Annotated in this window: 28 protein-coding genes and 1 pseudogene; 15 read left to right on the plus strand and 14 right to left on the minus strand. The window is 69.0% G+C overall.

Annotation, left to right across the window (positions count from 1 at the left end; all coding sequences use genetic code 11):
• Positions 1 to 2: 2 nt before the first annotated feature.
• Entirely contained in the window at positions 3 to 737 is a 735-nt protein-coding gene (locus ACWGKT_RS34360; protein WP_453276719.1) for a nucleotidyltransferase family protein, read from the minus strand.
• A 158-nt stretch (positions 738 to 895) separates the two neighbouring features.
• On the opposite strand from ACWGKT_RS34360, the gene ACWGKT_RS34365 reads away from it, so the two are divergent.
• Complete coding sequence (locus ACWGKT_RS34365; RefSeq protein WP_453276720.1) at positions 896 to 1,573, plus strand: 4'-phosphopantetheinyl transferase family protein; 678 nt, start codon at positions 896 to 898, stop codon at positions 1,571 to 1,573.
• A gap of 243 nt (positions 1,574 to 1,816) precedes the next feature.
• On the opposite strand, the gene ACWGKT_RS34370 is transcribed toward ACWGKT_RS34365, so the two are convergent.
• Together ACWGKT_RS34370 and ACWGKT_RS34375 are read right to left on the minus strand one after the other, a co-directional pair.
• Positions 1,817 to 2,479, minus strand: coding sequence for a helix-turn-helix transcriptional regulator (locus tag ACWGKT_RS34370; RefSeq protein ID WP_356158079.1), 663 nt, complete (start codon positions 2,477 to 2,479; stop codon positions 1,817 to 1,819).
• Between the two features lie 526 nt (positions 2,480 to 3,005).
• Complete coding sequence (locus ACWGKT_RS34375; RefSeq protein ID WP_453276721.1) at positions 3,006 to 3,128, minus strand: hypothetical protein; 123 nt, start codon at positions 3,126 to 3,128, stop codon at positions 3,006 to 3,008.
• Between the two features lie 33 nt (positions 3,129 to 3,161).
• Between ACWGKT_RS34375 and ACWGKT_RS34380 the strand changes: the two genes are divergently transcribed.
• Positions 3,162 to 3,575 (plus strand): hypothetical protein, encoded by a 414-nt coding sequence (locus ACWGKT_RS34380; protein ID WP_453276722.1) that lies wholly within the window; start codon positions 3,162 to 3,164, stop codon positions 3,573 to 3,575.
• On the opposite strand, the gene ACWGKT_RS34385 is transcribed toward ACWGKT_RS34380, so the two are convergent.
• Complete coding sequence (locus ACWGKT_RS34385; RefSeq protein ID WP_453276723.1) at positions 3,553 to 4,026, minus strand: ester cyclase; 474 nt, start codon at positions 4,024 to 4,026, stop codon at positions 3,553 to 3,555. The genes ACWGKT_RS34380 and ACWGKT_RS34385 overlap by 23 nt on opposite strands.
• Positions 4,027 to 4,171: 145 nt before the next feature.
• Complete coding sequence (locus tag ACWGKT_RS34390) at positions 4,172 to 4,330, minus strand: hypothetical protein (RefSeq protein ID WP_453276724.1); 159 nt, start codon at positions 4,328 to 4,330, stop codon at positions 4,172 to 4,174.
• 290 nt (positions 4,331 to 4,620) lie between these two features.
• On the opposite strand from ACWGKT_RS34390, the gene ACWGKT_RS34395 reads away from it, so the two are divergent.
• Together ACWGKT_RS34395 and ACWGKT_RS34400 are read left to right on the plus strand one after the other, a co-directional pair.
• Entirely contained in the window at positions 4,621 to 5,457 is an 837-nt protein-coding gene (locus tag ACWGKT_RS34395; protein WP_453276725.1) for a GntR family transcriptional regulator, read from the plus strand.
• 109 nt (positions 5,458 to 5,566) lie between these two features.
• Positions 5,567 to 6,643 carry a glycosyl hydrolase family 18 protein gene (locus tag ACWGKT_RS34400; protein WP_453276726.1) on the plus strand — a complete coding sequence of 359 codons (1,077 nt, stop codon included), beginning with the start codon at positions 5,567 to 5,569 and terminating at the stop codon, positions 6,641 to 6,643.
• 618 nt (positions 6,644 to 7,261) lie between these two features.
• Here ACWGKT_RS34400 and ACWGKT_RS34405 read toward each other — a convergent pair.
• On the minus strand, positions 7,262 to 7,864 hold the full coding sequence (locus ACWGKT_RS34405) for a hypothetical protein (protein ID WP_453276727.1): 603 nt from the start codon (positions 7,862 to 7,864) through the stop codon (positions 7,262 to 7,264).
• Positions 7,785 to 8,525, minus strand: coding sequence for an IS701 family transposase (locus tag ACWGKT_RS34410; RefSeq protein ID WP_453276728.1), 741 nt, complete (start codon positions 8,523 to 8,525; stop codon positions 7,785 to 7,787). Before ACWGKT_RS34410 ends, ACWGKT_RS34405 begins: the two co-directional genes overlap by 80 nt.
• A 344-nt stretch (positions 8,526 to 8,869) precedes the next feature.
• Here ACWGKT_RS34410 and ACWGKT_RS34415 point away from each other — a divergent pair, with 344 nt between their 5' ends.
• Both ACWGKT_RS34415 and ACWGKT_RS34420 read left to right on the plus strand, forming a co-directional pair.
• Positions 8,870 to 9,784, plus strand: coding sequence for an NAD-dependent epimerase/dehydratase family protein (locus tag ACWGKT_RS34415; RefSeq protein WP_453276729.1), 915 nt, complete (start codon positions 8,870 to 8,872; stop codon positions 9,782 to 9,784).
• 172 nt (positions 9,785 to 9,956) lie between these two features.
• On the plus strand, positions 9,957 to 10,361 hold the full coding sequence (locus tag ACWGKT_RS34420) for a Dabb family protein (RefSeq protein ID WP_351435597.1): 405 nt from the start codon (positions 9,957 to 9,959) through the stop codon (positions 10,359 to 10,361).
• Positions 10,362 to 10,462: 101 nt separating this feature from the next.
• Here the strand turns inward: ACWGKT_RS34420 and ACWGKT_RS34425 are convergent, their stop codons facing one another.
• Genes ACWGKT_RS34425 through ACWGKT_RS34435 form a run of 3 tightly spaced genes read right to left on the minus strand, consistent with a single transcriptional unit; the run spans position 10,463 to position 13,149 of the window.
• A complete protein-coding gene (locus tag ACWGKT_RS34425; protein WP_453276730.1) occupies positions 10,463 to 11,380 on the minus strand; it encodes a GlxA family transcriptional regulator in 918 nt (305 codons plus the stop codon).
• A gap of 42 nt (positions 11,381 to 11,422) precedes the next feature.
• Entirely contained in the window at positions 11,423 to 12,283 is an 861-nt protein-coding gene (locus tag ACWGKT_RS34430; protein ID WP_453276731.1) for a hypothetical protein, read from the minus strand.
• 11 nt (positions 12,284 to 12,294) lie between these two features.
• Entirely contained in the window at positions 12,295 to 13,149 is an 855-nt protein-coding gene (locus ACWGKT_RS34435; RefSeq protein WP_356158905.1) for a lysozyme family protein, read from the minus strand.
• A 639-nt stretch (positions 13,150 to 13,788) separates the two neighbouring features.
• Between ACWGKT_RS34435 and ACWGKT_RS34440 the strand changes: the two genes are divergently transcribed.
• From ACWGKT_RS34440 to ACWGKT_RS34475, 8 genes are all read left to right on the plus strand, one after another.
• Positions 13,789 to 14,304: a hypothetical protein gene (locus tag ACWGKT_RS34440; RefSeq protein WP_453276732.1), complete on the plus strand. Its 516-nt coding sequence runs from the start codon at positions 13,789 to 13,791 to the stop codon at positions 14,302 to 14,304.
• Complete coding sequence (locus tag ACWGKT_RS34445) at positions 14,301 to 14,582, plus strand: hypothetical protein (RefSeq protein WP_453276733.1); 282 nt, start codon at positions 14,301 to 14,303, stop codon at positions 14,580 to 14,582. The genes ACWGKT_RS34440 and ACWGKT_RS34445 overlap by 4 nt, the downstream gene beginning before the upstream one ends.
• Positions 14,583 to 14,662: 80 nt before the next feature.
• Complete coding sequence (locus tag ACWGKT_RS34450; RefSeq protein ID WP_453276734.1) at positions 14,663 to 14,947, plus strand: hypothetical protein; 285 nt, start codon at positions 14,663 to 14,665, stop codon at positions 14,945 to 14,947.
• On the plus strand, positions 14,947 to 15,717 hold the full coding sequence (locus ACWGKT_RS34455; RefSeq protein ID WP_453276735.1) for a hypothetical protein: 771 nt from the start codon (positions 14,947 to 14,949) through the stop codon (positions 15,715 to 15,717). The genes ACWGKT_RS34450 and ACWGKT_RS34455 overlap by 1 nt, the downstream gene beginning before the upstream one ends.
• A 1-nt stretch (position 15,718) precedes the next feature.
• Positions 15,719 to 16,963 carry a hypothetical protein gene (locus ACWGKT_RS34460; RefSeq protein ID WP_453276736.1) on the plus strand — a complete coding sequence of 415 codons (1,245 nt, stop codon included), beginning with the start codon at positions 15,719 to 15,721 and terminating at the stop codon, positions 16,961 to 16,963.
• Positions 16,964 to 17,120: 157 nt separating this feature from the next.
• Positions 17,121 to 18,614, plus strand: a complete 1,494-nt coding sequence (locus ACWGKT_RS34465) for an SCO6880 family protein (protein ID WP_453276737.1) — start codon at positions 17,121 to 17,123, stop codon at positions 18,612 to 18,614.
• A gap of 257 nt (positions 18,615 to 18,871) precedes the next feature.
• Complete coding sequence (locus tag ACWGKT_RS34470; protein ID WP_453276759.1) at positions 18,872 to 20,365, plus strand: ATP/GTP-binding protein; 1,494 nt, start codon at positions 18,872 to 18,874, stop codon at positions 20,363 to 20,365.
• Positions 20,362 to 22,131: a type IV secretory system conjugative DNA transfer family protein gene (locus ACWGKT_RS34475; RefSeq protein ID WP_453276738.1), complete on the plus strand. Its 1,770-nt coding sequence runs from the start codon at positions 20,362 to 20,364 to the stop codon at positions 22,129 to 22,131. The genes ACWGKT_RS34470 and ACWGKT_RS34475 overlap by 4 nt, the downstream gene beginning before the upstream one ends.
• A gap of 78 nt (positions 22,132 to 22,209) precedes the next feature.
• Here the strand turns inward: ACWGKT_RS34475 and ACWGKT_RS34480 are convergent.
• The 3 genes and pseudogenes from ACWGKT_RS34480 to ACWGKT_RS34490 all read right to left on the minus strand — a co-directional run.
• Positions 22,210 to 23,124 (minus strand): annotated as a pseudogene (locus ACWGKT_RS34480) (DUF418 domain-containing protein); the annotation flags it as partial.
• Positions 23,106 to 23,294, minus strand: coding sequence for a hypothetical protein (locus ACWGKT_RS34485; protein ID WP_453276739.1), 189 nt, complete (start codon positions 23,292 to 23,294; stop codon positions 23,106 to 23,108). The gene ACWGKT_RS34485 and the pseudogene ACWGKT_RS34480, both read right to left, overlap by 19 nt.
• Positions 23,291 to 23,683: a hypothetical protein gene (locus ACWGKT_RS34490; RefSeq protein WP_453276740.1), complete on the minus strand. Its 393-nt coding sequence runs from the start codon at positions 23,681 to 23,683 to the stop codon at positions 23,291 to 23,293. Before ACWGKT_RS34490 ends, ACWGKT_RS34485 begins: the two co-directional genes overlap by 4 nt.
• 161 nt (positions 23,684 to 23,844) lie before the next feature.
• Between ACWGKT_RS34490 and ACWGKT_RS34495 the strand changes: the two genes are divergently transcribed.
• Positions 23,845 to 24,879: an NlpC/P60 family protein gene (locus ACWGKT_RS34495; protein WP_453276741.1), complete on the plus strand. Its 1,035-nt coding sequence runs from the start codon at positions 23,845 to 23,847 to the stop codon at positions 24,877 to 24,879.
• Between the two features lie 91 nt (positions 24,880 to 24,970).
• Here the strand turns inward: ACWGKT_RS34495 and ACWGKT_RS34500 are convergent, their stop codons facing one another.
• Positions 24,971 to 25,474 (minus strand): DUF4913 domain-containing protein, encoded by a 504-nt coding sequence (locus tag ACWGKT_RS34500; protein ID WP_453276742.1) that lies wholly within the window; start codon positions 25,472 to 25,474, stop codon positions 24,971 to 24,973.
• Positions 25,475 to 25,543 lie beyond the last annotated feature (69 nt).

The following is a 25,543-nucleotide window of genomic DNA, read 5'->3' on the forward strand; positions in this document are numbered from 1 at the left end:
GACTACCTTTCAGCCATGGCGGCGACGTATTCCGGCGCGAGGAAGGCGTGCGGGTCCGCGAGGTACTCGTTTTGTGCTGTCTGGTAGCTGTCGGGCGTACCGATGTCGTGCCACCGGGCGGTGAATGGAGACGCCCCTACGGAACTGCCGTTCTCCAGCAGGGTCTGGACGAGCAGAGGCATGTCCATCGGCCCGTCGGCGGATATCCGCGAACGTACCTCGGCATTGACCACGTAGATGCCGGCGGAGACGTCGAACGACAGCGTCGGCTTCTCGCTGATCGACTGCACGGCACCTTGGTCCGTTACCTCAAGCACCCCGAAAGGCACCGTGATGTCACGACGTTTGGTGGCGATGGTGAGGACCCGTCCGGACTCGCAGTGCGCACGGTGCAGACGCCCGAAATCAAGCGAGGTGAGGATGTCACAGTTCACGACGAGCGCTGGGGAATTCCAGTCGGACACATGACGCAAAGGGCCTGCCGTACCCAGTCGGCCCGGGTCGTGGCAGTAGTCGATGCGTAAGCCGAGCCGTTGGCCGTTGCCGAATTCGCGCTCGATCAGGTGACTGAGATGGGAAACACAGAGGGTGATGCGAGTGGCGCCCGCCCGCCTCATTTGCAGGAGGGTGATCTCCAGCAGCGAGCGATCACCGAAACGCATCAGTGCTTTGGGGGATTTGGCGGTCAGGGGACCCAATCTGGTGCCCTTCCCCCCGGCGATGACAATAGCGTGCATGTCCCTCCGATCCGGTGGGCCTTCTGACCTTCGGCACCGATCCCACACGATCCCCACAGGGCAGCCAACTCCCAGGGGTTCGGCAGAACGACCTAGACACATTGCCAGGCCCGAACCGGTCGATTGCCAGGGCTCGGGTCGGGGCCTAACTTCGCCGGGTGACTGCCACCGATCACGTGGAAATCTGGCCCATCGGTCTGCAGGTGTCTGCGCCCGCCCTCGGCAGCCTCAAGGCGAAACTGGACGACAGGGAACGGGCGCGATGCGCGAGGCTGCTCGATCCGACGGCCCGCGCCCGGTACGCGGTGGCGCACGGCGCCGCCCGGCTGATTCTCGCCGGGCGGCTGAACGCGAAGCCTGAGCAAATACGTTGGCGCACAGGGCCGCACGGCAAACCGGAACTGACCGACCTGGCCCGCGCTCCCCATGTCAGCCTGAGTCATTCCGATGACCTGGCGCTGCTGGCGGTCGCTGATCGCGAGGTCGGTGTGGACGTCGAGCGGATCGCTGTCCGCTGGGCCGCAGTTCCTCCGGTTCGGCTGTTTCTCCCTGAGGAAACCGCGGCCGTCGCCGCCGCTGACCACGCCGCCCGCGCACGTCTGTTCACTCAGCTCTTCACCCGTAAGGAGGCGTGTGTGAAGGCTGCGGGTGGCACCATGCTCCCGCACGGTATACGGCTCCGTACCCTGGGCGAATCGCCTCTGCTGGTCTCTGATTCACACGGAGCCGAGTGGCGGGTGCGAGACCTCGGCTCCTTTCCCGGCTACGGTGCCGCCGTGGCTCTGCGCGGACCGGGTGACTTCACAGTCGGCCTCCGCCGTTGGTCCGCCCAGTAGACGTGCCGATTGTGCGGGACCCGTGTGGGGTCTCGCGCGGGCCCGTTGTTCGAGGCTGCCGGCCGAAGGGCGCGCCGGAAAGGAGACGGCCCGCGACGGAGCTTGCGCCGCCGCATGCGGCCGGCTGCGTTCTGCGGAGCAGGAGAGAGGCAGGGCGCCCCGGGCCGGTATCGGACCGAGCACGGCCGACGCACCAGCTGATCTCCTGCATTTTTTCCTGACCGATGACGCGTCCTCGCCGGTCTATATCAGTTTCTCATTCATCGCTATGATGACCGCCGTCGTGCGGTTCGGGACACCCAACTTGAGCAATATGGCCCCCACCAGTCGCTTCACCCCGTGTGACGATATGCCAAGTGATTTCGCGATCTGCTTGTTGCTGTATCCCTGAGTCAGCAAGTCGAGGGTCTCCTTCTCGCGCGCCGTGAACTCAACGGAACGCCCCGTCGAGTGGTGTCGCAATCGCCCTCGACTCGCCGCGAGGAGCTCGCGCGCCAGACGCGCCGGCAGGGGTACCTCCCCTTTGACGGTGCGCTGCAATGTGTCGTCCAGTGTGGAGACAGTGGCTTCCTGGAGTGAAATCACTCCGTCGCAGGGAAGTTCACCGGATAGTGAGATGTCCCTGCCGTGGATGTCATCGCCGATCAGCAGGACGAAGGGCCGAGTCCTCCCGACCGCCAGGTCGTCGTGCGATAACGTCTTCCATGTCGAAAGTGTGGTCATGATCAAACGCGCATGGTCGGGTGCCGCGCGATCTGGCCACTTCGACGGCAGTCCTCGTTGACTCACGATGGTCACACGCGAGATCTGTGTCAGCAGGGAGATGATCCCGCGAGAGAGCACCTCGGTATCCACGAGAATAGCGACATCGATGTCATCGCCGCTGCGGGTACTGGAAGTCTGCATAGCTTTTCCCTAGGTCCCGAGGGAGGAAATTCCCTCGTCGTGATCGCATGCGGCTCACGCACGTGCGAGGCGCGTGCAGGGCACCTCTATCGCGCTGCCATGCATGGGACTGCGGTACGTCAGGCCAGAGTTGTGTCGCGGGCTGCGGGCGCGGGTGCCGACACTCCGCCGTATGAACGCTGTCGCGGTGAACAGCAAGCAGGCCACGGTCGCGCACGGAAAGGGGTGCCGGCCGCCACCGGCTCACCCGCCGGGCAGCCCTCGCACGGCACACTCTAATCGTTGCCGGGGTGAGATCCGCGTAACCTGCGTCACAGTGGAACACTCAACTACCCGATGAGAGAACACATTATGACGGTACATCAGCGAAAGCCGCCGATCGTGTGTGGTCGGTGGGCCATCAGGAACCGGCAGTTGCACGCCCCCGGCGCTCCACATCACCCGGGGCGTGAGTTGCATCTCCTCGACCTGCTGGAAAGTCGGCCTGAGCCGACCAGCAAGAACCAGACAGACGTCGGTTCGCCGCTCAGTGGGTGGGCGGGGTCCAGTCCGCGGGCAGGCCGGACTGGGCGAGGACGGCGTTGAGAGCGTCGTAGTCCTGGTTGGACATGATCCGGTGGCGGTTGTCGAGTTCGAGGAGAGTGGCCATCGGTACGGCGAAGGGCTTGGGCGCGCCCTTGAGGTGGCCGGCGTAGACGGCCTTGATGGTGATGTGGTCGCGGTATGCGGCTCGGACGGTGACGTGGATGTTGTTGATAAGGGAGTCGGAGCGGGCCTTCCAGGCGGCGATCTCTTTGCGGCCGTGGAAGGTGACGCCCAGGCACTGGTCGGTGTAGGTGCCGTGGTGGTGAACAGAGCGCCGAGCGCTTGGGGGTCGGTGCCGTTCCAGGCGGCGGCCCAGGCCGTAACGGCCTTCGGCAGGCGCTGTTCGGCGGGTTGTGCGGCGGAAGCTGTGGTGCCGAAAGTGGCGCAGACGGCCGTGGCACCAATCAGCGCGGTCGTGGCACGGGCCGGGCCGAACTTCATGGTGACGTTCCTTTGGGTGATGGTGTGTCGGGTGATGGATCGGTATGTCATTGCATCTGGAGCTGCCTGACCAGTTCCAGGGTGTCGGAGTTGATCCAGTATTCGACGAAGCGGCCGCCCTCCAGGCGGAGGGTGTCGGTGCCGGTGAAAGTGACCACGGTGCCGGGCTCGGCCTGGGCGCCGGGGAAACCGCCGGCGTAGGTGCCGGTGGCCGTCCAGCGCACGGATGCGTAGTCGCTGTCGATCAGCGGGGGGACTTCGACGGCGAAGTGCAGGTCCGGGAAGGCCGCACGTATCTGGCTGATCCAGGCCACCAGGCCGTCAACACCGGGCAGGTTGCTACCGTCTCCGCCGTCGAGGAGGGCGGCGTGGATACGGAAATCGGGCGCGATGATGACTGCGGCCTGAGCCAGGTCGCCGTTCCATAGTCGGACCCATGCGTCCAGCATCGTCCGCGTGGCTTCGCGATTGCCCTGGGGAGCGCTTGACGTCTCCCGCGGCTGCGTTCCTTGGAGGTTCATGGGGCGAGTCTCGCGAGGGACGGTGTCCACTTTCCAGGTCCGGCAGAAGTGGTGGCTGTCCATTCCTGTCCGGAGCTGTCCGCCCGGTGTCGACGGGATCCTTTCCCCACGTGCTCCATAGCGCCCGGGGTGTGTAACTGCACCGCTAGTACTCCTCCAGGAGCTGCTGTCCGACGGCGGTGCGTGGGCGTCCGGGCGGGAGCGCGGGTACGTAGTTGTGGAGGCGGGCGTAGGTGGTGAGTTTGGCGGCGAGCCGTTCGGGTCCCATGGTGGCCCGGTCGACCTCGACGACGGCGCGCAACATGGATCCGCCGTGGTTGGAGGTGCGGTAGTACAGGAGTCTCCGATCCGGGAAAGCCAGTGGCTGGCGAGGTCACGGCGGCCCGACGGCAGTTGGTGGGGAGGCCGCCGACCGAACAACCAGATTTTTACCACTCATTGACGAGTGGTCACATCCTGGGTAAGTATCTAGTCAACGTCACGTGCTTGGAGCCGCATGGTTCGGGCGATGCGGCACTAGCTCCGTGACCCGGAGCTTCCGGTGTTCACGTCCACCGTCGGCATGGTTCACCTGCAGGGAGAATTGGTGCGTTAATGGTCAAGAATGAGAGTCGCTGGCAGAAGCGGGAGCGGATCCGCGAGCGCCTTCTCGACCTTGTCGAAGAAACGGCGGTCGGACGTCCGATCCCTTCAGAACGGCAGCTGTGCGACGAGCTCGGCGTGTCCCGCCCCACCCTGCGGTCGGTGGTCGACGACCTGGTCCGCGACGGCCAGCTCGTCCGCGAACACGGGCGTGGCGTCTTTGTGGCCAAAGCCAAGATCGCCCAGCACCTGGCCCAGCCGCCCGGGACGCCCGGCCCGCTCCTCGGCATCGGCGGAGTCAACGGCACCTGGCACAGCCGGACAGTTGATTTCCGCACCATTCTGGCCGGGCCGCGGCTCGGCCGGCGACTGAGGCTCTCACCGGGCGAGCCGGTCCTGCGGATCACCCGTCTGCGACTGGTGGACGACGCACCCATCTGCATCGAGACACTGCACCTGCCCGCGGCCCTGGTCCCCGGCCTGACAACGAGCGACGTGGAAACCGGTTCCCTGTATCAGCTTCTGGGCCACCGCTACGGCCTTCTCCTCACGGACGCCGAGCAGACCATCGAACCCACCGTGACCGACGAGGCGGAGGCGGAACTCCTCGAGGTGCCGCTGCACACACCGGCGCTGCTCTTCGAGCGTGTCACCGCGGACTCCCAGGGCCGTGCCGTGGAGTTCACCCACTCCGTCTACCGGGGCGACCGCTACCGGATCCACACCCAGCTGACACTGTCGCCCCGGCCGGACGGCGGGCAGGTGGTCGGTGGCTCCTGGGCTGCGGCGTCATCCGTCCCTGGGGCGGACACCCTCGTCATGGATCCCTACTGGACCGGCCAGGAGTAGTCACCGTACCGGTCGGGCCGAGTGCCGACAGACCCGTAACCAACTCCTCAGCATCCGCGTCGGCCGCCCGGTCGCTGCGGCGATCCCCACGCCCCACGGAGGCACAGGCATGCGTTTTCGCAGAATCTCCACCGCCGTCGCGGCCGCATGCGCGGTCACGGCGCTGGCCACAGGCATCGCCGTAAGCTGCCCCACGCCCAGCAGGCCTGCTGACGTATCCGCGATACAGCTCCAGGCCTGGCTCTACCCGGGCTCGCCCGGCGATTCGCAGTGCACCGCCCCTGCCGAGTACAGCGACGACCGCGTGAAGTCAGGCGCGCTCAAGCCCGAGTACTGGGCCGTCAGCTCCGACGGCACCCTGAGGTTGGAGACCACCGCGGACGGTCTGTGCAACGGCTACAGCCCGGCGAACGTCCGCGACCTCAAGAAGCATTCCGCATTTCAGTACCCGACGGCCTCCGCCATGACGACGGGCGACGTGCGTGCGCTGGTGAGCAGCAGTACCAAGCGGTCGAAGGCCGTGTCGCAGCTCACCACGCTGGTCGTCAACGCCGGCCTCTCCGGCGTCGACGTGGACTTCGAGGACTACTGGTCCTGGAGCACCGCCGACTTCGCCAACTACAAGACGTTTCTCCGGCAGCTCGCCTCGTCCCTGCACGCCCACGGGAAGCGGCTTCAGGTCGACGCACCGGCGATGACCGAGGATGCGCCGTGGTACGACTACGCGCAGGTCAGTGCCGCCGGAGTCGACGAGTTGGCCATCATGGCCTATGACGATCAGTACGACACTCCGGCGGGGACCCGGTGTCTGCCCATCACCCCGTTCAACTGGCTCAAGAAGGTGGCCGGCTACGCCAAGAGCAAGGTCCCGGATCCCTCGCGCCTGGTCATCGGGCTGCCCTCGTACGGCTACAGCGCTCCCGCGCCCTGCGATCCGAACGCCGTTACCGGCAACATCCAGTTCAGCGTCATGCAGCAGAGCCCCGGCTTCTCCAGGGACCCGGCAACGGTGGAGAGGCGTCGCGATCCGTCGTCCGGCGAGATTCGTTGGACATCCGGCGGCGTCCTGTACGACTACGTCGACGGCACCGCCATGGACCGCAAGCTGGCCGTCCTGGCGGACCTGGGCGTCACCAAGGTCTCGGTATGGTCCCTCGGCGGGGGCAACCCCTGGTTCCGTCGCTGATCGGTGACACGTCGGCGGTCCTCCGCATTCTGCCTTTGCGTGGCCCGCTTCTCCAGGTCAACAGGCCCGGGGTGCGCGGCTTGTGAACCGCTGTTGCGGCGTTCCCGGCCTGGTGCTGGCACGGCACTGGCGGTGAGGGGCCGGGTGCCGATGGCCTTGGTGCACGGGCGTTTGATCCCGGGGTGTCGGATAGCGCCGGGAGATGGTGGCCTCACCGGCTACGACATCATCTCCTGGCGCGACACTGCAAAGCCGCGCAAACCGTAGATTCCAGGATGAAAAAACGGGAGAAAATGCTCTTTAAGTGCGGCAGCCGTTGCCCTGTTCGTCGCCGTCCGTGATGGTCGACGGCTGGCTGAGGAGCGCTACGAGAGGGCAGCGGCGCAGGCTCGTCCTACAGCCTCAGATCTTGAGGTTGTGATCGGTTCTGCTCGGGTTGTCGTCAGGGGCGGAGGCGGGCTGGGAGGGGGGCGCCGCGCCGGTTGTAGTGGCGGACGGTGGCCCGGGTCTGGTGCAGGGCTCGCGAGTGATGCTGCTGGAGGTGGTAGGCGTCGCTGTGGTGGGCGGTCAGGGCGGTGGCCGCGAGGAGACAGGCGGGGGCTGGGGCGGTCAGCCGGATCAGCGGGAGGCGCCCCTTCCCGCCGTCTCCTGCGCTTTTCCCTCGTCTGCCGGGTCAGGGCCGGCGCGCTGTCCGGGGAGATCGGGTTCTGGTTGTGGGTCGGGGTGGCGGGCGCGCTGGACGGTTAGGAAGGCCAGGGCGGGCATCGCGCAGGTGACGTGCCGGTGCCAGGAGGTCCGGCGGCGGAGCTGGTACTGGCCGTGGCCGGTGATCTGTTTGGCGAGTTCGTTGTTTTCCTCGATCTTCCAGCGGACCCCGGCCCTCACGATCGCCTCGGTGACCGGGTCGGCGGCCGGGGCATGGTCGAGGAAGTACGCGTACGCGAAGTCGACGCGGTCGCCGGCCAGTTGCTTCTTTTCGGTGCTGCGGCGGATCAGCAGCTGGTGGGTGAAGCTGTCGGCCGGTATCTGTCCGGGCAGGGTGACCTCGAACCACGTCCAGTCGTAGGCTCGCTGTTCCTTGGAGCCCTGGCCCTGGCTGCGGCGTTCCCGCTGCTCGCGCACCGTGGCGTAGTGCAGCAGGTCACCGGCCGCTGTGACCTTCGGCAGGTACGGCTTGCCCGGCGGGCCCTGAACCGGCGGCGTGAGCGGCACCGCGAGCACGTAGCGGATCCTCTGCCCGTGCAGTCAGGACCTCAGAGCGGGGTCCTTGCCGTAGTCCGTCGGCAGCCGCCCGGGAGAACGGCAGCCCACCGACCACCGCGCCCTGCAGCATGGCGATGCCCAGCTGCGGCTTGGTGGCGAAGGCGACCTTGGGGACTCCGGCCGCCCGGCACCGCTCACGATCGCCGGTCCAGGACTGCGGCAGGTACAGACGCCGGTCGTAGAAGGTGTGGCCACTCGCGGCGGTATAGGTGAGCATCGCCATGACTTGGCAGTTGCGGACGTCACCGGTCGTCCCGCAGTGCTGGTGGCCGACCCCGACGGACTTGTCACCCTTCTTGATCACCTGGGTGTCGTCCAGCACCAGCGTCGGGCTCGGATACTCCAACTCCCGTGCCGCGTAAGCCTGCACCTCGGCCGGCAGTGCGTCCGCGCTCCAGGACGCCTCGTCCAGAAACTTCTGGATCCGGTGCGGGGTGGCATGCCCGGCTCGCCCTGCCATCGTCCAGCCGTTCTTCCGGCCCAGGTCAGACAGCAGCCCCTCGATCAGATCGGCGAACACGTCCCGCGGCTCCGGCCGGGCGAACAGATGCCCCAACCCGCCCGTCAGGGCAGCCAGTTCCCCTGCCCACCGCGCGACGTGGTCCACCCTCACATCCATCAGCATGACCGGACAACGGTCAGCACCGGTCACCAGTCACAAGATCTGCGGTAGTACCTGATGGTGTTAGAAAAATCTATCTCTGCCAAATCGCAGCGAGGCCCGGCTAGCGTCACGACTCGTGCGACACCACCGGTGACCAAGTACGAAGACGGACGACGAGATTGATACGAGCCCATAGCTCACTGACAGGCGGCCGCATACGGCAGCGTGAAGAACCGCCGATCCGAGGTCTGCCCTGCGGCCAAAGCTCAGGCCGATTAGTTTCCAGCAACGGCCATCGACGAACTTTGTTCTGAGTCTTAAACGAACCCGGGACTCCTATCTATATGAAAGAGCCCATCATGGCCATACATGTCGTTATCGGTGCCGGTTCCATCGGCACGAATGTCGCTCGCCTGCTCGCCGACCGCGGTGAAAGCGTCCGCATTGTCACGCGCAGCGGCTCGGGCCCGGAGTATCCGCAGGTCGAACGGGTCGCCGCGGATGCTTCCGACCCGGGCCGCTTGACCGAGCTGTCTCGCGGCGCAAAGGTAATCTACCACTGTGCGAACCCGCCTTCCTACACAATGTGGGAACGGCTGTTGCCGCCCATACAGAATGCGGTCATCGCAGCCGCGAAAGCAAACAGGGCCGTGCTGGCGATTACTGGCAGCATGTACGCTTACGGCCCGCAGCCTGGCGGTATGATGAACGAATACACCCCCATGGCCGCCACTGGGTCTAAAGGCCGTCTCCGTAAACGGCTGTGGGAGCAGGCCCTTAACGCCGGAATCCGCACTGTGGAGGTTCGCGGGTCCGACTACATCGGCAGGGACTCGAATGGCCTGTATTCCATAATCATTGAGCCGGCAATGAAGACGGGCCGCGCAGCCTGGGTGCCTGCCGATCTAGACGCGCCACACACCTTCACCTTCAACGGAGACATGGCTCAGGCCCTGGTCGCACTTGGAAATGATGAGCGTGCGTGGGGTCAGGCGTGGCATGTGCCGTCGCCACCGGCCATCAGCATCCGTGAACTGGCGCGGCGCTACGCCGCCGCTGCAGGCCGGCCCCCGGTCAAGCTGATCCCGGTGCCACGCGCGGCAATGCGCACAGCTGGGCTTTTCGTGCCGAAAGCCCGTGAAATGGCCGAAATGGACTATCAATGGTACTCGCCGTTCCTCATGGACGCCTCAAAAACAGCTGACGCCTTCGGCCTCACCGCCACCGATCTAGACATCATTATCAATAATCAGGTGAGCGCGGCCGCGGCTTGATCCCGCCTCCCGATTTCGACAGCAAGCAGCGATTCCGGCCCTGCGCTTCGTCATGACACGTCCGGCGAATCAGTCCTTATCGCATTTGAGTCAATCCTGCGATGAGGCCCACCATCTGGGCTGTGTCGTGAAAGGTATCCCTCTTCGGCAGTGAGAAACGACAGGAGTAGCCATGATCTACCACATCAACCGCGCGAAGGCTAAGGCCGAAGTCACCCCCGAGCAAATCGAGGCCGCCTTGGAAAGTTGGCGCAACCAAGGACGGTCCAACCCGGCCGTGAAGTCTTTCATGGTTGGCCGCGATCTCGGCGGGGACTTCGACTACAGCTGTGTCTTCGTCGTTGAGGACCTCGACGGCCTCTACGAGTACCTGACCCACCCCGCGACTATCGGGACTGACCATCTGGGACTGGCGCTGCTCGAACGCCTCGACATCTTCGACATCAGCGACGACGACGACCCTGACCTGTACGCGAAAATCGAAGAACTGCACCGCCGCCGCAGCGCCCTGAACCCGGAGATTCCCGGCATGCTTTCGGACGTCCCAGACTTTCGCGGCGCCGGCGCGAACGACTAATCAGCACGTCACGACCGGCAAGTATACGCGGCAAGGCACCCGGCACCTGCCGGTCGTGACGCAATCACCCCTCGATAACTTTTACGCTAGTTATGGCACCTCTAGTCAGCACTTCGGGACGCGCCGGTCCGGTGCGCTGGTCGATGTTCACGAGAACCGACAGCACTCCGCGCCCCTTGCGGAGTTGTGGAGACGGACGCGGATCGTGAGCTGGTGGGCAGGGCTCCGAACGTGCGCCGGTATGCCTGTGGCGTCGTGCCGATGTGTCGGGCGAAGTGGTGGCGGAGGTTGTCGACGGTGCCGAAGCCTGAGCGGTGGGCGATCGCGGATACCGGGTCGTCCGTGGTCTCCAGGTGGTGCTGTGCGAGCAGGACCCGCTGCCCGGTGAGCCATTGCAGCGGGGTGGTCCCGGCCTCCTGCCGGAAGCGTCGGGCGAAGGTCCGCGGGGAGAGGCGGGCACGGCGGGCCATTGCGTCGACGGTCAGGTCCTGATCGAGGTTGGCTTCCACCCAGGCCAGGACGGGGGCAAGGGAACCGGCCCCTTCCCGGGGGAGGGGGCGTTGGCGGTACTGGTGCTGGCCGCCGTCGCGGTGCGGGGGTGTGACCATGCGGCGGGCGATCGCGTTGGCGACAGCGCTGCCGTGTGCCTGGCGGATGAGGTGGAGGCAGGTGTCGACGCCGGCGGCGGTGCCGGCGCCGGTGATGACCGGGTCCTCGTCGACATAGAGCACGTCCGACTCGACCCGGGCGCGCGGGTGGCGGCGGGCGAGTTCGTCGTTGTAGCGCCAGTGGGTGGTGCAGCGTCGCTCGTCCAGCAGCCCGGCCTCGCCAAGGAGGAAAGCTCCCGTGCAGATGCTCAACACGCGTGCGCCCCTGTCCACAGCGGCCCGCAGTTCCTCGGTCAGGCGGTCCGGCTGGCGCACGTGCGGGTCGTAGGCGGGGACGCAGATGAGGTCCGCCGAGGCCAGCCGCTCCAGGCCGTGCCGGGCCCGCACCTCGAAGCCGTGCCGGGTCGGCACGCTGTAGCCGGTTGTGCCGGGAGGGACCTGCCCGTGGGTGGGTCAGGCGTACGCCATCAGTGCCTCCACATGTCTGCGGACCTGTTCGGCGAGTTCCGAGTGGCCGGGGGGCAGCGGTCCACGGTGCTCCAACTTGGCCCACATGTGCAGCAGTTCGCGCCCGTGGGTGAGTGCGGCCTGGTCGTCGTCGAGCCGTTGCCAGGCGGCTGTCGCCCGCGCCACCTCCTCCGGCGCCCGGTCGTCCCTCGCCCCGCACCTGATCCGGGCCACGGCCAGGGCCAGCACGGTGGCCTCGCGGGGGTCGCCGCGCAGGTGCGCGAGGTATGCCTCCACGGCCCGTGCCTCCAGCGCCTGCGGATGCTCGGCACCCATCGATCCGGTCAGCCTCTCGCGCAGCGCGGTCGCCTCGGCGAACGCCTCGTCGAGCCGGCCAACGCCCGCCAACGCGTTGATACGGCCGATCGGTTCGGCGAGTTCGGCGGGGAGGTCGATGGTCCTGGCAGAGAGCTGGGCCGGGGCGGCGGCGACACGGTCAGCGACCGTGGCGCGGGCACGGGCAATCGCGGTGGCGATGGCGGAGGGGGCAGGAGCCTCGGCGAGGGAGAGGGCGAGGGCGGTCACGGAGGCCACGGAGGCCACGAGGACGGGTTCGGGTTCCGGGGCCGGTGGCTCCTCCGGTGCGAGGATGCGGCTGGAACCGTCCGGCGACATCTCAAGGGCGAAGTGGGCGGCGCCGGGGCCGTCGTTCACCGTCGCCTCGACGGCGGCGCCGCGCTCCTGCGCGTACCGCTGCAACTGGTCGAGTACGGCCTCGTGCACGGTCTGATCCGGCTCGTGGACGAGGGGGTCCCCGTCGATCTCGGCGAGCCCTTCGTCGGAGATGCGCACCTGGAAGTGGGCCATGGCTGTCCTCCTCATGCTCCTGTGGTGGGCGAAGCAGTGACCGACGGTGAGTCGGTGGGGCTGGGTGTGACGCCGGGGGTGGCGCCCGAGGGCGGGGCGGCGATGCCCTGGTACTTGGCGAACTGGGCGCGGATGGTGAGGACGTAGCTCAGGGCGTCGTTCGACTGTGGGACGCCCTTGGCGGCTTTCACGGCGTCCATCCCGATGGCGTAGCCGGCCAGGGCGAGGTCCAGGACGCTGTTGGTGGTGTTGCCGTCCTTGTCGGTGGTCTTCACGACCGTGCCGTCGTCGAGCAACTTCTGGCCCTGACTGGCCAGGTCGCACATGTAGCGGCCCTGGGCCATGATCGAGTCTTTGTTGTCCGTGGCGGACGTCTTGCCGTTGTTGTCGTCGTCCTTGCCGTACTGCGTGAAGATCGCGGGCGGCAGCTGCGAGATGCCCAGCTCGCCTTTCGGGCCGACCAGGACCGAGTTGAAGCCGGACGCCTTCTCCAGCTGGGAGGCGATGACGATCGGGCCGATCGCGTCGCACAGCTCGCCGGCCTTCTGGATGGGGTCCACCAAGTCGTCGGGGACGGTGGAGGTGTCCAGCTCGCCCTTGCCGTCGCCCTGGAGGACGGTGAGCATCTGGTTCGCGGTGTCGTTGTCGCTGCTGTAGTTGTCGGCGCTGCCGCCGCCTCCTCCGAAGAGCAGGATCAGCGCGATGAGCGGGGCCAGCAGGACCCCGAACCCGCCGAAGATGATGATGAACGGCAGGGCGCCCGCTATGGAGAGCGGGATCATCATGCAGCCGCCCACGCCGGCGCCGGCTATGCCGTACATGACGGCCTTCGAGCCGCCGCTCTCTTCGCTCTCTCCCGCACCCATCTGCGTCCGACCTTCTCCCCTTCGCCTTGAACCGATGTGGCCACACGGCCCGTTGTGCTGTCCGACGGGCTCGACAGATCCAAACGGGCCCCGGAACAAATAAGTTCAAACCGGTGGAAACAGATGAGCCAGAGCAGCGGAAGTACGAGCGAAGAGGGGGGCGGGGCACACATGGGCACTCCTTCGGCAATGCCGTCAGGCCCGCAGTCATGGGTACGGGGACCGAAAGCTCCACAGCCGACGCCCCCGGAAACGCGGCCCGCTCCCGACGGCGACGCGACCGGTCCGACGGCGGGGACGGGCGCGAGTACGGCCGCCCCGGCGGCCTCCGTCGGGCACCCGGCCTCCGTCGGGCAGCCGGTGTATCCCGCCGGCCCCGGTGGGCAGCAGGCGTTCCCACCGGGCCACGGCGGGCAGTCGGCGTACCCTCCGCCTCCGGGCCTCGGCGGTCAGCCGACGGCACCCGTGCCGCCGGTAGCGGTGGTGCCCCATGCGCAAGCCGCCGTGAAGGCCGCCCCGCGGCCCATGGCTCCTGTCGCTCCCCAGCCGCCGATCCCTGTCGCTCCCCGGCCTGGGGCCCCTGCCGCACGGCAGGCAGCCCCCCGGTCCACGGCCCCCGTCCTGCCGCAGGCCGCCCCCGTGCGCCGCGTCGCCCCGGCTCGTGCGTCAGAAGCGGGCTGGGGCCAGCCGAAGCAGCCCAAGCCGGCGCGGGGCAGGTCGCGCGACGAGGTCGTCTGGGTCAAGGCGCACGGCGGGTCCGGTGCGACCTCGCTCGTCGAGGCCCTCGGCGGAGTGGACGTAGGAGCCCGATGGCCGGACCCGGCCCGGGGCGAGCCGCGCCGGGTCGTGCTGGTCGGCCGGACCAGCGCACGCGGACTACGGGCCGTCTCCCAGGCCTTGGGTGCGCTCAAGGAGGGCAACGCCCCGCAAGGACTCGACCTGCTGGCCGTGGTCCTCGTCGCCGACGCCCCCGGACGGTTGCCGCTCGGTCTGCTGCGCCGGATCCGGGTCCTGCGCTCCGTCGCCCGCGTGCACCGCGTGCCGTGGATCCCGGCGTGGCGCACGGGCGGTCAGCTGAAGTACGTACCCAGGCAACTCGTCACGCTCTCCAGGCTGGTGGGCGGCGAGATCCACGGCGAGGGAGTCGTGTCGTGACCCAACTCCTTTCCAGCGCGCCGTACGTGGCCGCCTTCGACCCGGGCGACAACAGCAAGATGATCCTCAACACCCTCTGCTGGGGCGCCTCGGCCTGTGGCGTCGCCGGACTGATCATCGTCGGCATGCAGATGGCGCTCCAGCTGCGCCGCGGCGACCCGGGCGAGGGCGGTGAGCACTTCCGCGGTGTCTTCTACGTCGTCCTCGCCTGCGTGATCGCCTCCACGGCCGGTCCGCTCGTCACGTTCCTCGGCGACCTGACCCTTCAAGGTCCTTAGGGCCAACAGACCTTCCAGCACTGCAAGTTCATCCTCTCGCCCACCGCTCAGGCCGGGTGCCGACTCCTCGGAGAATCCTCATGTCCGCACTGCTCGAAGCCACCCACGTCCTCGCCGCCGGCGTTCCAGACCCGAAGAGCGACGCCCCCCAGCCCCTCTCCGACAAGGTCAACCTCGTCCTCGGCATCCTTGCCTGGGCCGGCACCGCTGCCGGTGTCGCCGGCGTGCTGATCACCGGCGCGATGATGGCCATCTCCGTCAAGCGGGGCGAGAGCTCGGAGCACATGAGCCGCCTCGGCATGGTGCTCGGCGGCTGCGTCCTGGTGGCCACGGCCGGCCCGATCGTCCAGTTCGTCTTCAAGTGATGGGGCGGGCAGTTGGTCTGTTCCGGCGCGGAGAACGGCGGTCGGAGGAGACCGGACCGTACTGGAAGCAGCGCAGTTGGCAGGCATCGGCGGGGTTCCTCGGTCTGGTCGTCGTACTGGGCGCAGTCACCGCGCTGACGTCCGGCTCGGGCACCGGTGGCGACCGTGTCAAGGCGCCGGCGTCCAACGGCCCGCTCTCCGGCACCTCCGTCAAGAAGGACGGCCGCCCGAACGGCTGCCGTACCGACGACAGCGCGGGCGACGCGATACCCACGTCCGTGCCCAAGGACATCAGTTGGCGCACGCTCGGCATCGGGCGGGTGCCGGTCTCGGCCTCGGCGGGGCCGACCAAAATCCAGGGCGACGTGTGGTGGTGCTTCGCGCACACACCCATGGGCGCTGCGCTGGCCGCCACCGTGATCCCCTCCCAGATGAGCGGATCCCAGTGGCGCACCGTCACCGACCAGCAGGTCGTCGCCGGACAGGGACGCGAAATGTTCGTGTTCCAGCGCACCGTCGTGCCGGACACGGACAGTTCGAACAGCTCCCCGTCCACCTCGTCGTACGCCGGGTTCCAGGTGACCTCGTACACGAGCAAGGCGGCGACCGTCGAGCTGTTGATCAAGAACGAGCAAGGCTATGCCAAGACCAGCATCGACGTGCGCTGGAGCGGCGGCGACTGGAAGATCCAGCCCAACGGAAGCGGGGGCCTGTACTCGCAGTTGGCCTCCGCGCAGAACGCCGTCGGCTACACACTTTGGGGGGTTTGACGTGGCGGCCTGTAGCAACGGGAATCCGCTCGCCGGCGCGATCACCGGTTTCTTCAGCTTTCTCGGCAACCCCGTCGGGACGATCATCGATCTGATCGCGAAGAATATCCTCGCCGCCGCGATCGATGTGTTCGCGGGGCTGGCCGACAGTGTCCCGACCCTGGAGGACACGACCACGTCGCACGACGTCAGCGACAAGACATCGTGGATCGTGGTCTATCTGGCCGTCGGTTCGCTGGTGTTCGCGGCCGGCAAGATGGCGATCGAGCGCAAGGGCACCGCGGGCGTTACCGCGCTGAAGGGCATCATGCGCGTCGTCCTGGTGTCGGGCGCCGCCACCACCATCTGCCTGGCCGCCGCCAGGGTCGCGGACAAATACTCCACCTACCTGTTCGACCAGTCCGTGCAGAATGCGCTGGACAACGTCGGCGCCTGCGGGGACACCAGCAACATCGAGTCCTTCCTGCTGCTGCTCCTCGCCTTCCTGCTGCTGCTCGCGGGGATCCTCCACACGGTCCTGATGTACATCCGGCTCGGTGTCATGATGATCATGCTCGGTACCCTTCCGATAGCCGCCGCGGCCTCGATGACGGACTGGGGCGCCGGCTGGTGGCGCAAGCACATCGGCTGGATGATCTCCTGGCTGCTCTACAAGCCCGCGGTCGCTCTTGTGCTGAACGCCGGCATGGCGATGATCACCGCGGGCCAGAACAGCAAAACGAACGCCAACATCAACACCCGCATCGCCGGTATCGGCGTGATGCTGCTGTCCGCCATCGCGCTCCCCGCGCTGCTGAAGCTCGTCGTACCGGCCGCCGCAGCCATGGGCACCGGCAACCCGATGGCCAGCATGGGCCAGGCGGGAGGCCAGTTCGCCAGCGGCGCGGTGCAACTCTCCGCCATGGGCGGCGGATCCGGCGGCGGTGGCGGCGGGCAGAAGGGTCCGAGCGGCGCGAGCGGCACCGGCGGTGCCAGCGGTTCCTCCGGCGCGGCCGGCTCGTCCGGCTCGTCCGGCTCCAGCGGTTCGGACGGTGCCGGTGGTGCGTCCGGCCCGAGCGGTCCGAGCGGTGCGGGCGGTGGCAGCGGCGCGGGCAAGGCCGGAGGCGCAGCCGGCAAGGAAGCTGCGGCGGCCGGAGGTCCGGCCGGTGTCGCGATCCTCGCGGCCGTGGCCGCGGCCCAGACCGCCGGCTCGACGGTCGCCGGCGCCGTAGAGGGCGCCGACGGAGAACTCGGCAACAACAAGTAAGCCCGGGGGAAACGACGACACCCAGGCCGCACGCCCATCGTCGCCGCCCCTGACGAACGGCCGCCGGGCTCCCCTCCCCCCGGGAGCCCGGCGGTCTCTCCCCTCGCCTCTCGACTCACGCCGTACCCCCATCACTTCGCGAAAGGAAACCGGTCGCATGTCCACGGAAGCCGTCTCCCATCCGACCTACGGGAACTGGCGCAGGCCGAGGCGGGCGGGGCTCGGACCGCTCGGGCTCGTCGGCACCTTCGTGATCTTCGGCGGACTCGTCGCCACCCTGCTGGCGTCGCTGATCTCGCTGTACGCGGCGGTGATCGTGTTCGTGCCGGTCGTCCTGTTCCTCATCCCGCTCGCCATCCGCACCCAGGACGGCCGCAACGTCTACCAGCTGTTCGCCCTGCGCGTCGGCTGGTGGCGCCGGAAGGCGAGCGGCGCGCACCTCTACGTCTCGGGCCCGCTGTCCGCGCGGCCCGGCGGCCGGTTCCGCCCGCCCGGGCTGCTCAACAAGGTCACCGCGACCGAGGGCCGCGACGCCTACGACCGTCCCTTCGGGATCCTGCACCACCCGCAGCGCGACCTGTACACGATCGTCCTGGGCTGCGACCCCGACGGCGGTTCGCTCATCGACCCGGACCAGGTCGACGTCTGGGTCGCGCTGTGGGGCGAGTGGCTGGCCCGGCTGGCCCACGAACCCGGTCTGAAGGGCGCGTCCGTGATCGTGGAGACCGCCCCCGACCCCGGCACCCGGCTCGCCCACGAGGTGCTGCCCCGCATCCACCCCGACGCGCCGGCCGCCGCCCGCGCCGTCATGGAGGAGGTCGTCGACCGCTACCCGAGCGCCTCCTCCGAGATGCACACCTACGTCACCCTCACCTACGGCAACCCCGCGGGCCAGAAGCGCAAGAAGGAGGACGTGATCACCGAGCTGTCCATCCGGATCCCGGGCCTGCTCAGCGGGCTCGTCGCGGCCGGGGGCGGTGCCGCGTACCCGCTGTCGTCCGAGCGGATCGCCGAGGTTGTCCGGGTCGCCTACGACCCCGCCGTCGCCGCCGACGTCCTCAACGCCCGTGCTCAGGACGGCGGAACGGGCCTGGAGTGGGACGACGCCGGCCCCGCGGCCGCCGTCGAGACCGTGAGCAGCTACCAGCACGACTCCGGTGTGTCCCGGACCTGGATGCTGACCCTGGCACCGCGCGGCACCATCCGCTCCTCGGTGCTCCGGGGCATGCTGGAGGCCGCCCCCGGCACCCGGCGCAAGCGGGTCGCCCTGGTCTACCGGGCCATCGACCCCGCCACCTCGGCCCGGATCGTCGAGGCGGACCGGCGCAGCGCCCAGTTCATGGCGACGTCCGGCAAGGGCATGGTCCAGGCGCGCGCCGCCTCCGAGATGCGGGCGGCCGAACAGACCGCCGCCGAGGAGGCGTCCGGCGCCGGCCTCGTGGAGTTCTCGCTGATGCTGACGGTCACCGTCGACAACATGGAAGAACTGGCCGACGCCAGCGTCACCGTACGCAACCTGACCGCCGCCTCCCGGGTCCTGATGCGGCCCGCCGACCGGATGCAGGCGGCCGCGTTCAGCTGCACCCTGCCCGCCGGAATCCTTCCGTGGGAACAGACCCTCATCCCGCACGAACTGCAGGAGGCGCTGTGAGCCGCCGTAGCGAAGAGAAGCAGGCCGAGCGGGAGGACCGCCTGGCCGAGGAGAAGGCGTTCAGGGAACTGGACGCGAGCTGGTCCGTGCAGGGCCTGACGGAGGAGCCCGGCCGGAAGAAGTCCGCCAAGGCCAGGTCCGCTGGCAAGCGCGGCGGCAAGCAGAAGGCCCCGGCCGCGCCCAGGGAGCTGTACATCCCGGCCCGCGGCTGGCAGGGCGCCGGCGGTGGACGCGTCAGCTACATGGACCCGCCCACCATGTGGCGAGCCACCACCGTGCAGGCCTGCGGCATGTGGCCGTTCGCCGCCGGTTCGGGCTCGCCCATGACCGGAGTGCCGCTCGGGCAGCACCTGTTCACCGGCGCCACGGTCTGCGGCGACCCCCTCAACTGGTTCACCCGGGCCCGCTACATCTCCAACCCCTCGTTGTTCATGCTCGGTATGCCGGGCCTGGGCAAGTCCACCCTCATCAACCGGATGCTGATCGGGCTCGCTGCGACCGGTGTTGTCCCCCTGGTACTCGGCGACCTCAAACCCGACTACGCCGACACCGTCCGCGCGCTCGGCGGCCAGGTCATCTCCATCGGCCGTGGCCGGGGCGGCATCAACGTCCTCGACCCGGGCGCCATGGGCGAGGCCGCGGCGAAGATCGGCGGCGAGGCCGGCGAGGTCCTGAAGGCCGAGGCCCACGGCCGCGTACTGAACATGGTCGCCGCTCTCATCACCATCGTGCGCGGCCGTCCCATGGACGACCACGAGCAGTCCGTGCTCTCCGCGGTTCTCCACCACCTGCGCGAACGCACCCCCGTCGGCGGCACCGTGCTGCTGCCCGACGTCCTGCGGGTCCTCACCGAGGGTCCCGACCGGGTGCGCTCGGTCACGCTCGACCGCGGCGACGACGCCCGCTACCGGGACGCCGTCGACCCGCTGCACCGCTCCCTGCTCGGCATCCTCGACGGCCCGCTCGGCGACACCTTCGCCTCCGAGACGTCCACCCATATCAACCCCGACGCGCCCGCCGTGTGCATCGACATCTCCGGCATCGGCGAGGCCGACACCCAGCTGACCGCCGCCGCGATGCTCGCCGCCTGGTCCGACGGACTCGGCACCGTGGCCGCCTCGCACGCCCTCGCAGACGCCGGACTCGCCCCTCGGCGCTGGTTCTTCACCGTCCTCGACGAGCTGTGGCGCCCGCTGCGCGCCGCCTCCGGCATCGTCGACCGCATCGACGCGCTCACCCGCCTCAACCGCTCCCTCGGCCTCGGCGACGCCAAGATCACCCACACCCTCAAGGACGCCGAGGCCCTCGGGACCGACGCCGACCGCGCCAAGGCCCGCGGCTTCGTCGAGCGGGCCGGCATGGTGGTGTGCGCCGGACTGCCGAAGACCGAGATGGAGGACCTCGGCAAGGTGGTCGGGCTCTCCCGGCGCGAGATCGAACTCGTGTCGTCCTGGTCCTCGCCCCCCGGCTGGGGCGTCAACGGCGAGAACGAGGAACCGCCGGGCCGCGGCCGCTTCCTCATCAAGGTCGGCGGTCGCCCCGGCATCCCCATCAAGGTCGCCATCACCGACGCGGAACGCCGTCTGCATGACACCAACACCCGCTGGACAACCAACGAGGAGGCCGTCGAGCGGGCCGCGGCCCGCGCCGCCGAGCAGGTCGCACGGGCCGCCCAGGAAGGGCCCCTCGGATTCCCCGGTGACCCGGGCGTTCCCGGTGTCGAGGCGGCGGCCGGGAGGTGGACCGCATGAGCGGCCCGCGCAGCGGCGGCCTGAACGAGCAGCTGCCGTGGGCCATCGCTGCGATCGCCGGCACCGGCCTCCTCATGTTCACCATCGTCTGGTCCGGTGGCACCCTCGGCGCCGGACTCTCCGGCCACGGCTGGGACGCCCCGCCCTTCGCAATATCCACCGTCGCCAACCTGGTCTCCGACGGACCGGCCGCGGTGTGGCCCGCGGCGCCGACCACCGCCGTCTACGTGGGTGTCCTCAGCCTGTTGGCGCTGGTCGCGGTTCCCGTCGCCCTCACCGTCAACTTCGCCATGAACCGCGGTGCCGGCCCCAAGGGCCTCGCCGGACGGCGCGAGCTCGCCGCCATGTGCCCCAAGGGCATCGAGGCCCGCGCCCGCGAACTGCGCCCCACCCTCAAGGGCCGCGAGAAGCTGCACGCGGACGAGACCGGCAACCTCCTCGGCGACCTCGACCCCAAGGGCCCCGAACTGCGCAGCAGTTACGAGGACGTGGAACTCGACCTGATGGCACCCCGTGCCGGCAAGTCCACCGGCATCGCCGTTCCCCGGGTGCTGCGCGCCCAGGGCGCCGTCCTGCTCACCTCCAACAAGTCCGACGTGTACGCCGTCACCCGCGCCGAACGGGAGAAGGCGGGCAGGGTATGGACGTTCGACCCGCAGGGCATCGCCCACACCCCGCGCGCCATGTGGTGGAACATCCTGGGCGAGTGCCACACCATCGAGGGGGCACGCCGGATGGCCGGCCACTTCGTGGCGTCCGTCAACGACGACTCCGCGAAGAAGGACTTCTGGATCTCGGCCGCCCAGAACACCCTGACCGCCCTCTTCCTGGCCGCCGCCCGTGGCAGGGCTCCGCTGAAGGAACTCCTCGCCTGGCTCGCCGACCCGGCCGACCGCACCCCGATCGACCTTCTGCGCGAGGTCGGACTCATCGCGATGGCCGAGCAGTTGCAGGGCACCGTACGCGGCGCGGTGGAGACCCGGGACGGCATCTACGAGACCGCCCGGCAGACCGCCTCCTGCCTCCTCGACCCCGAGATCCTCGCCTGGGTCACCCCCGACCCCGACCTCCCCGAATTCCGCCCCGACCTGCACGTCCTCGGCAACGACACCCTCTACCTCCTCTCCAAGGACGGCGGCGGCTCGGCGGCGGGTGTCATCGCGGGACTCGCCGACGCGACGATGCGCGCGGGCGTCGTCGCCGCCGAACGCATGGGCGGCCGACTCGACCCGCCGCTGACCGCGGTCCTCGACGAGGCCGCCAACGTGTGCCGCATCTCCGACCTCCCCGACCTCTACTCGCACTTCGGCTCGCGCGGCATCAACGTCGTGACTCTGCTGCAGAGTTACCGTCAGGGAGCGCGTGTATGGGGCGAGATCGGCATGGACGCGCTGTGGAGCGCGGCGACCATCAAACTCCTCGGCGCGGGCCTGGACGACGCAGACTTCGTCCAGAAGATCTCCACCCTGGTCGGCCAGCACGACGTACGCACACCGAGCATCTCCCGCAGCAAGGACGGCACTTCACGCTCGTACTCCTACCGCCAGGAGGCCGTGCTGCCGCCCGACAAGATCCGCGCCCTCCCCAAGGGCACCGCTCTCCTCCTCGCGACCGGCGTCAAGCCCGCCCTGATCAGGCTGCGTCCCTGGTACAAGGAGCCCGGCGCCGCCGCCATCTCGGCGGCGGCGAAGGCGGAGACAGAGGCGATCACGGAACGCGCCGCACGTCGTCTGATGCCGGGCGTGACGCTGTCCAAGCCGCACTAGACGGACGGACCCCGCACCGCGCGAAGCAGTACGCAGCAGCAGCTCGGCGGGCCCGTATCTCGCCCGGCCCATCAGCCATGCGCCGAGGACGAGTTGGAGGCCGTACAACACCACGCAGCCCGCGAGCACGACGGCGGTGCCGACACGGTCGTAGAGGCCGAAGCCGTACCCGGTGAACACACAGGCGAGTAGCAGCGACTGGGTGAGGTAGTGGGTGAGCGCCATGCGCCCGGAGGCGGCGAGTACGGCCGCCGCCGGGCCGCGTGCGTCGAGCAGCAGGAGCAGGGCGCACGTGTACGACGCCGTGAGTGCCGGAGCGGTCAGCAGGGACACCGCGTGTCCGACCAGGAACCACCGGCTGTCCAGCGGCCCGTTCGCACAGCACGCGGCGACCACACCACCGGCCAGGCCGACCGGCAGCCACCGTACGACGATCCGCCGCAGCCACCGCCGGTCCCGCCCACGCCGCTCCACCAGGCCCGCCTTGGCCGCCGCGAGTCCCGCCAGGAACGCGGCCGGCATGTCGGGGGTGTACATCAGATTCGCGCCGAGCGCTGTCGGCAGCTCACGCAGGTGGGCCCCGATCACCGACAGGGCACCGCCGCGGTAGGCGGCCACGATGTCCGCGACCTGGGGGGCGTACCGCGCCGGAGTGAGCGGCTCGGTGAAGGCGACGGTCAGCAGCCCGTACCCGAGCAGCAGGACGGACAGGCCCGCGACCAGGCAGATCGCGATCCGCAGGGCAGCGCGGGGGGTGAGGCCGCGCAGACCGTACAGGATCAGCGCCAGAACGGCGTACGTCATCAGGATGTCGCCGGGGTAGAGCAGTACGGCATGGCCGAGACCGAGCCCGAACAGCCCCGCCGTACGCCGCAGATGGCGCACCGTGAACGCGCCACCCGCCCGCGGGGCGGAGCGCATCTGGAGTGCGGAGCTGTAGCCGAACAGGAAGGAGAACAGCTGATAGGCGGTGGTCAGCGCGGTCCCCCCCATGCGGCCGCCCGGTCGGCGGCCGAGGCCTGGGGCCCACCGCCGATCGCCGTGTACGGCCCAGCCATCAACTGGGCGTTGACGAGCAGGATGCCGAACACAGCGAACCCGCGCAGCACATCGATCTCGTGGACCCGCCAGGACCGGCCGGGCTCGTTCCCGCTCCCGCTCACGACGTCACCATGACCGCGGTGCCGAACGCCACGGTCGACGACAGGAACCACCAGAACGACGGCGCCAGCAGATGCCGCACGTTCCACAGCCGGCCCGCCCCGGGCCGGCTCCGCAGGTAGACCACGGGCACGCTCTCGCCGACCGGCGGAAGCCCGCACAGCGGCCCGTACGCCCCCGGATCGATGACGACGGCCTGCCCCAGATGGTCGGAGAACACCACCAGCCCGGCGCGCCGCCGCTCGGCTGCCGGCCGCTTCGTCACGACCCCCATCACGCGCAGTCCGCGCGCCCACAGCCGTACCACCGCCACCAACTGCCGGACGGCGAGCAGCAGAAACCCGAGGCCCAACCCCGTGCAGAGGGCCAGCAGCAGCAACTCCGCGTCCATGCAGTCTCCTTCACCCGCCGTATGCCTTTGCTCGCGCACAACGGATGCCGGGGTGCCACTGGTTCACGCCCCCTTGAACCGCCGGACGGGTCGCTCCCGTTGTGGGGACGGACCCCGCATTCCAGCCCCGATCGACGCGTACGAAGGGAGCTTCGGCCCAGATGAGACGGCCCCTGCGCACCCACGGCTACCGGGCGGCGGCAGCAGTCGCCCTGGCCTGCGCTCTGACGGCAACGACCCAGCAGGCCGCCCGAGCCGACCCCACGACCCTCACCGAGGTACGCGCCGAACTCCAGCGCCTCTACCACGACGCGGAAGTCGCCACGGACAGGTACAACGCCGCCGACGAAAAGGTGACCAAGCAGGAGAAGCGTGTCCGCACGCTCAACAGCCAGGTCGACACGGCCGAGGCGAAGCTGGCCCGCCTCACCCAGCTGGCCGGGGCGGCGGCCCGCGCCCAGTACCGGGGCGACGCCCTGCCCGCCGAGATGCAGTTCGCGCTCGCCGACAACCCCGAACACGCCCTGGACAACGCCTCGTTGGCACGCCAGGCGCAGCAGGCCACGCAAGGCGTGCTGACCGCCCTGACAGCAACCCGCAAGGACCTGCGCGCCCGCACCGACGACGCCTCCGGCGAACTGAAGCGTCTGCAGGCGAGCCGCCGCGCCAAGAACACCGAGCGCCACACGATCGAGCAGCACATCGCCACGGCGAAGAAGCTGGAGTCGCAGCTGGCGAAGAAGGAAGTCGAGCGGATCGCCGCACTCGACAAGGAGGAGGCCGACGACGCTCAGGCGAAGTGGGTGGGCACGGGCATCCTCAAGAAGGTCGGCACCGATGCGACCACCGCGGGTCAGAAGGCCATCGCCTACGCCACCCGCCAGCTCGGCAAGCCCTACGTCTGGGGCGCCGAGGGCCCCGACTCCTTCGACTGCTCCGGCCTCACCTCCCAGGCCTGGCTGGCGGCGGGCCACAGCATCCCCCGTACGTCGGAAGAACAGTGGCGCCGGCTGAAGCACGTCCCCGTCGGGGACATGCGCCCCGGCGACCTCATCATCTACTTCTCCGACGCCAGCCACGTCGCCCTCTACATCGGCGACGGCAAGATCATCTCCGCTCCCCGTCCCGGGCGGGTGGTGTACGTGTCGGAGGCGGGGTCGATGGAGATCCTGGGGGTGGTGCGGCCGGACGCCTGACACCGGCGACCCGACACCGGCGAACCGACACCGACCAGGGGCGGACCGCGATGGTCCGCCCCTCGCTGGGTCCGAGCGCCTGACGCGTCCGTCATGCCCGCTCGTGCGGTGGAGGCGGCGCACCAGGCGATGGTCCGAACGGGTCGACGGCGTCGACGGGGGGAGTCTCCTTCGGGCGGTGGGAGCCGGGCTTGCATCCCGCGAACGGGCCCGCCGGGTCCCGCAGGTTCTGCATGGTCGGATTCAGGAAGTCCCGGTGCCAGTCGGCGGGGCCGCTCATGCCGGATTCGGAGCCGGTGTCGCTCATCTCCCCCCAGGCGAGCCACAGGCCGTGCATCACGGCCACCGCTTCCGGGTGCTCCCACCAGCGGGAGCACCACGGGGCCATGGAGGTGACCTCGCGGCCGTAGACCGGCAGCAGCACATGGTGCACCCACAGGGTCAACTGCCGCAGCGTCCGTCCGTACTCCGGTCCCTCCAGGTAGAGGATGAACTTCGGTGCGGCGGGCGGTGGTTGAGGAAGCGGCGGGGATTCGGAGGAGGATTCCGGGGGCGCTTCGGTCTGCTGCTCGGCGCTGGGGGTCGGGACCGTCATGGTGCTCCTTTCTGGTGTGCGGTGAGGGCTGCCCCGGATGGTTGTCGAGGAAGCCCCGGAGCATGAGGA

It is taken from the genome of Streptomyces sp. NPDC054794, assembly GCF_053611585.1.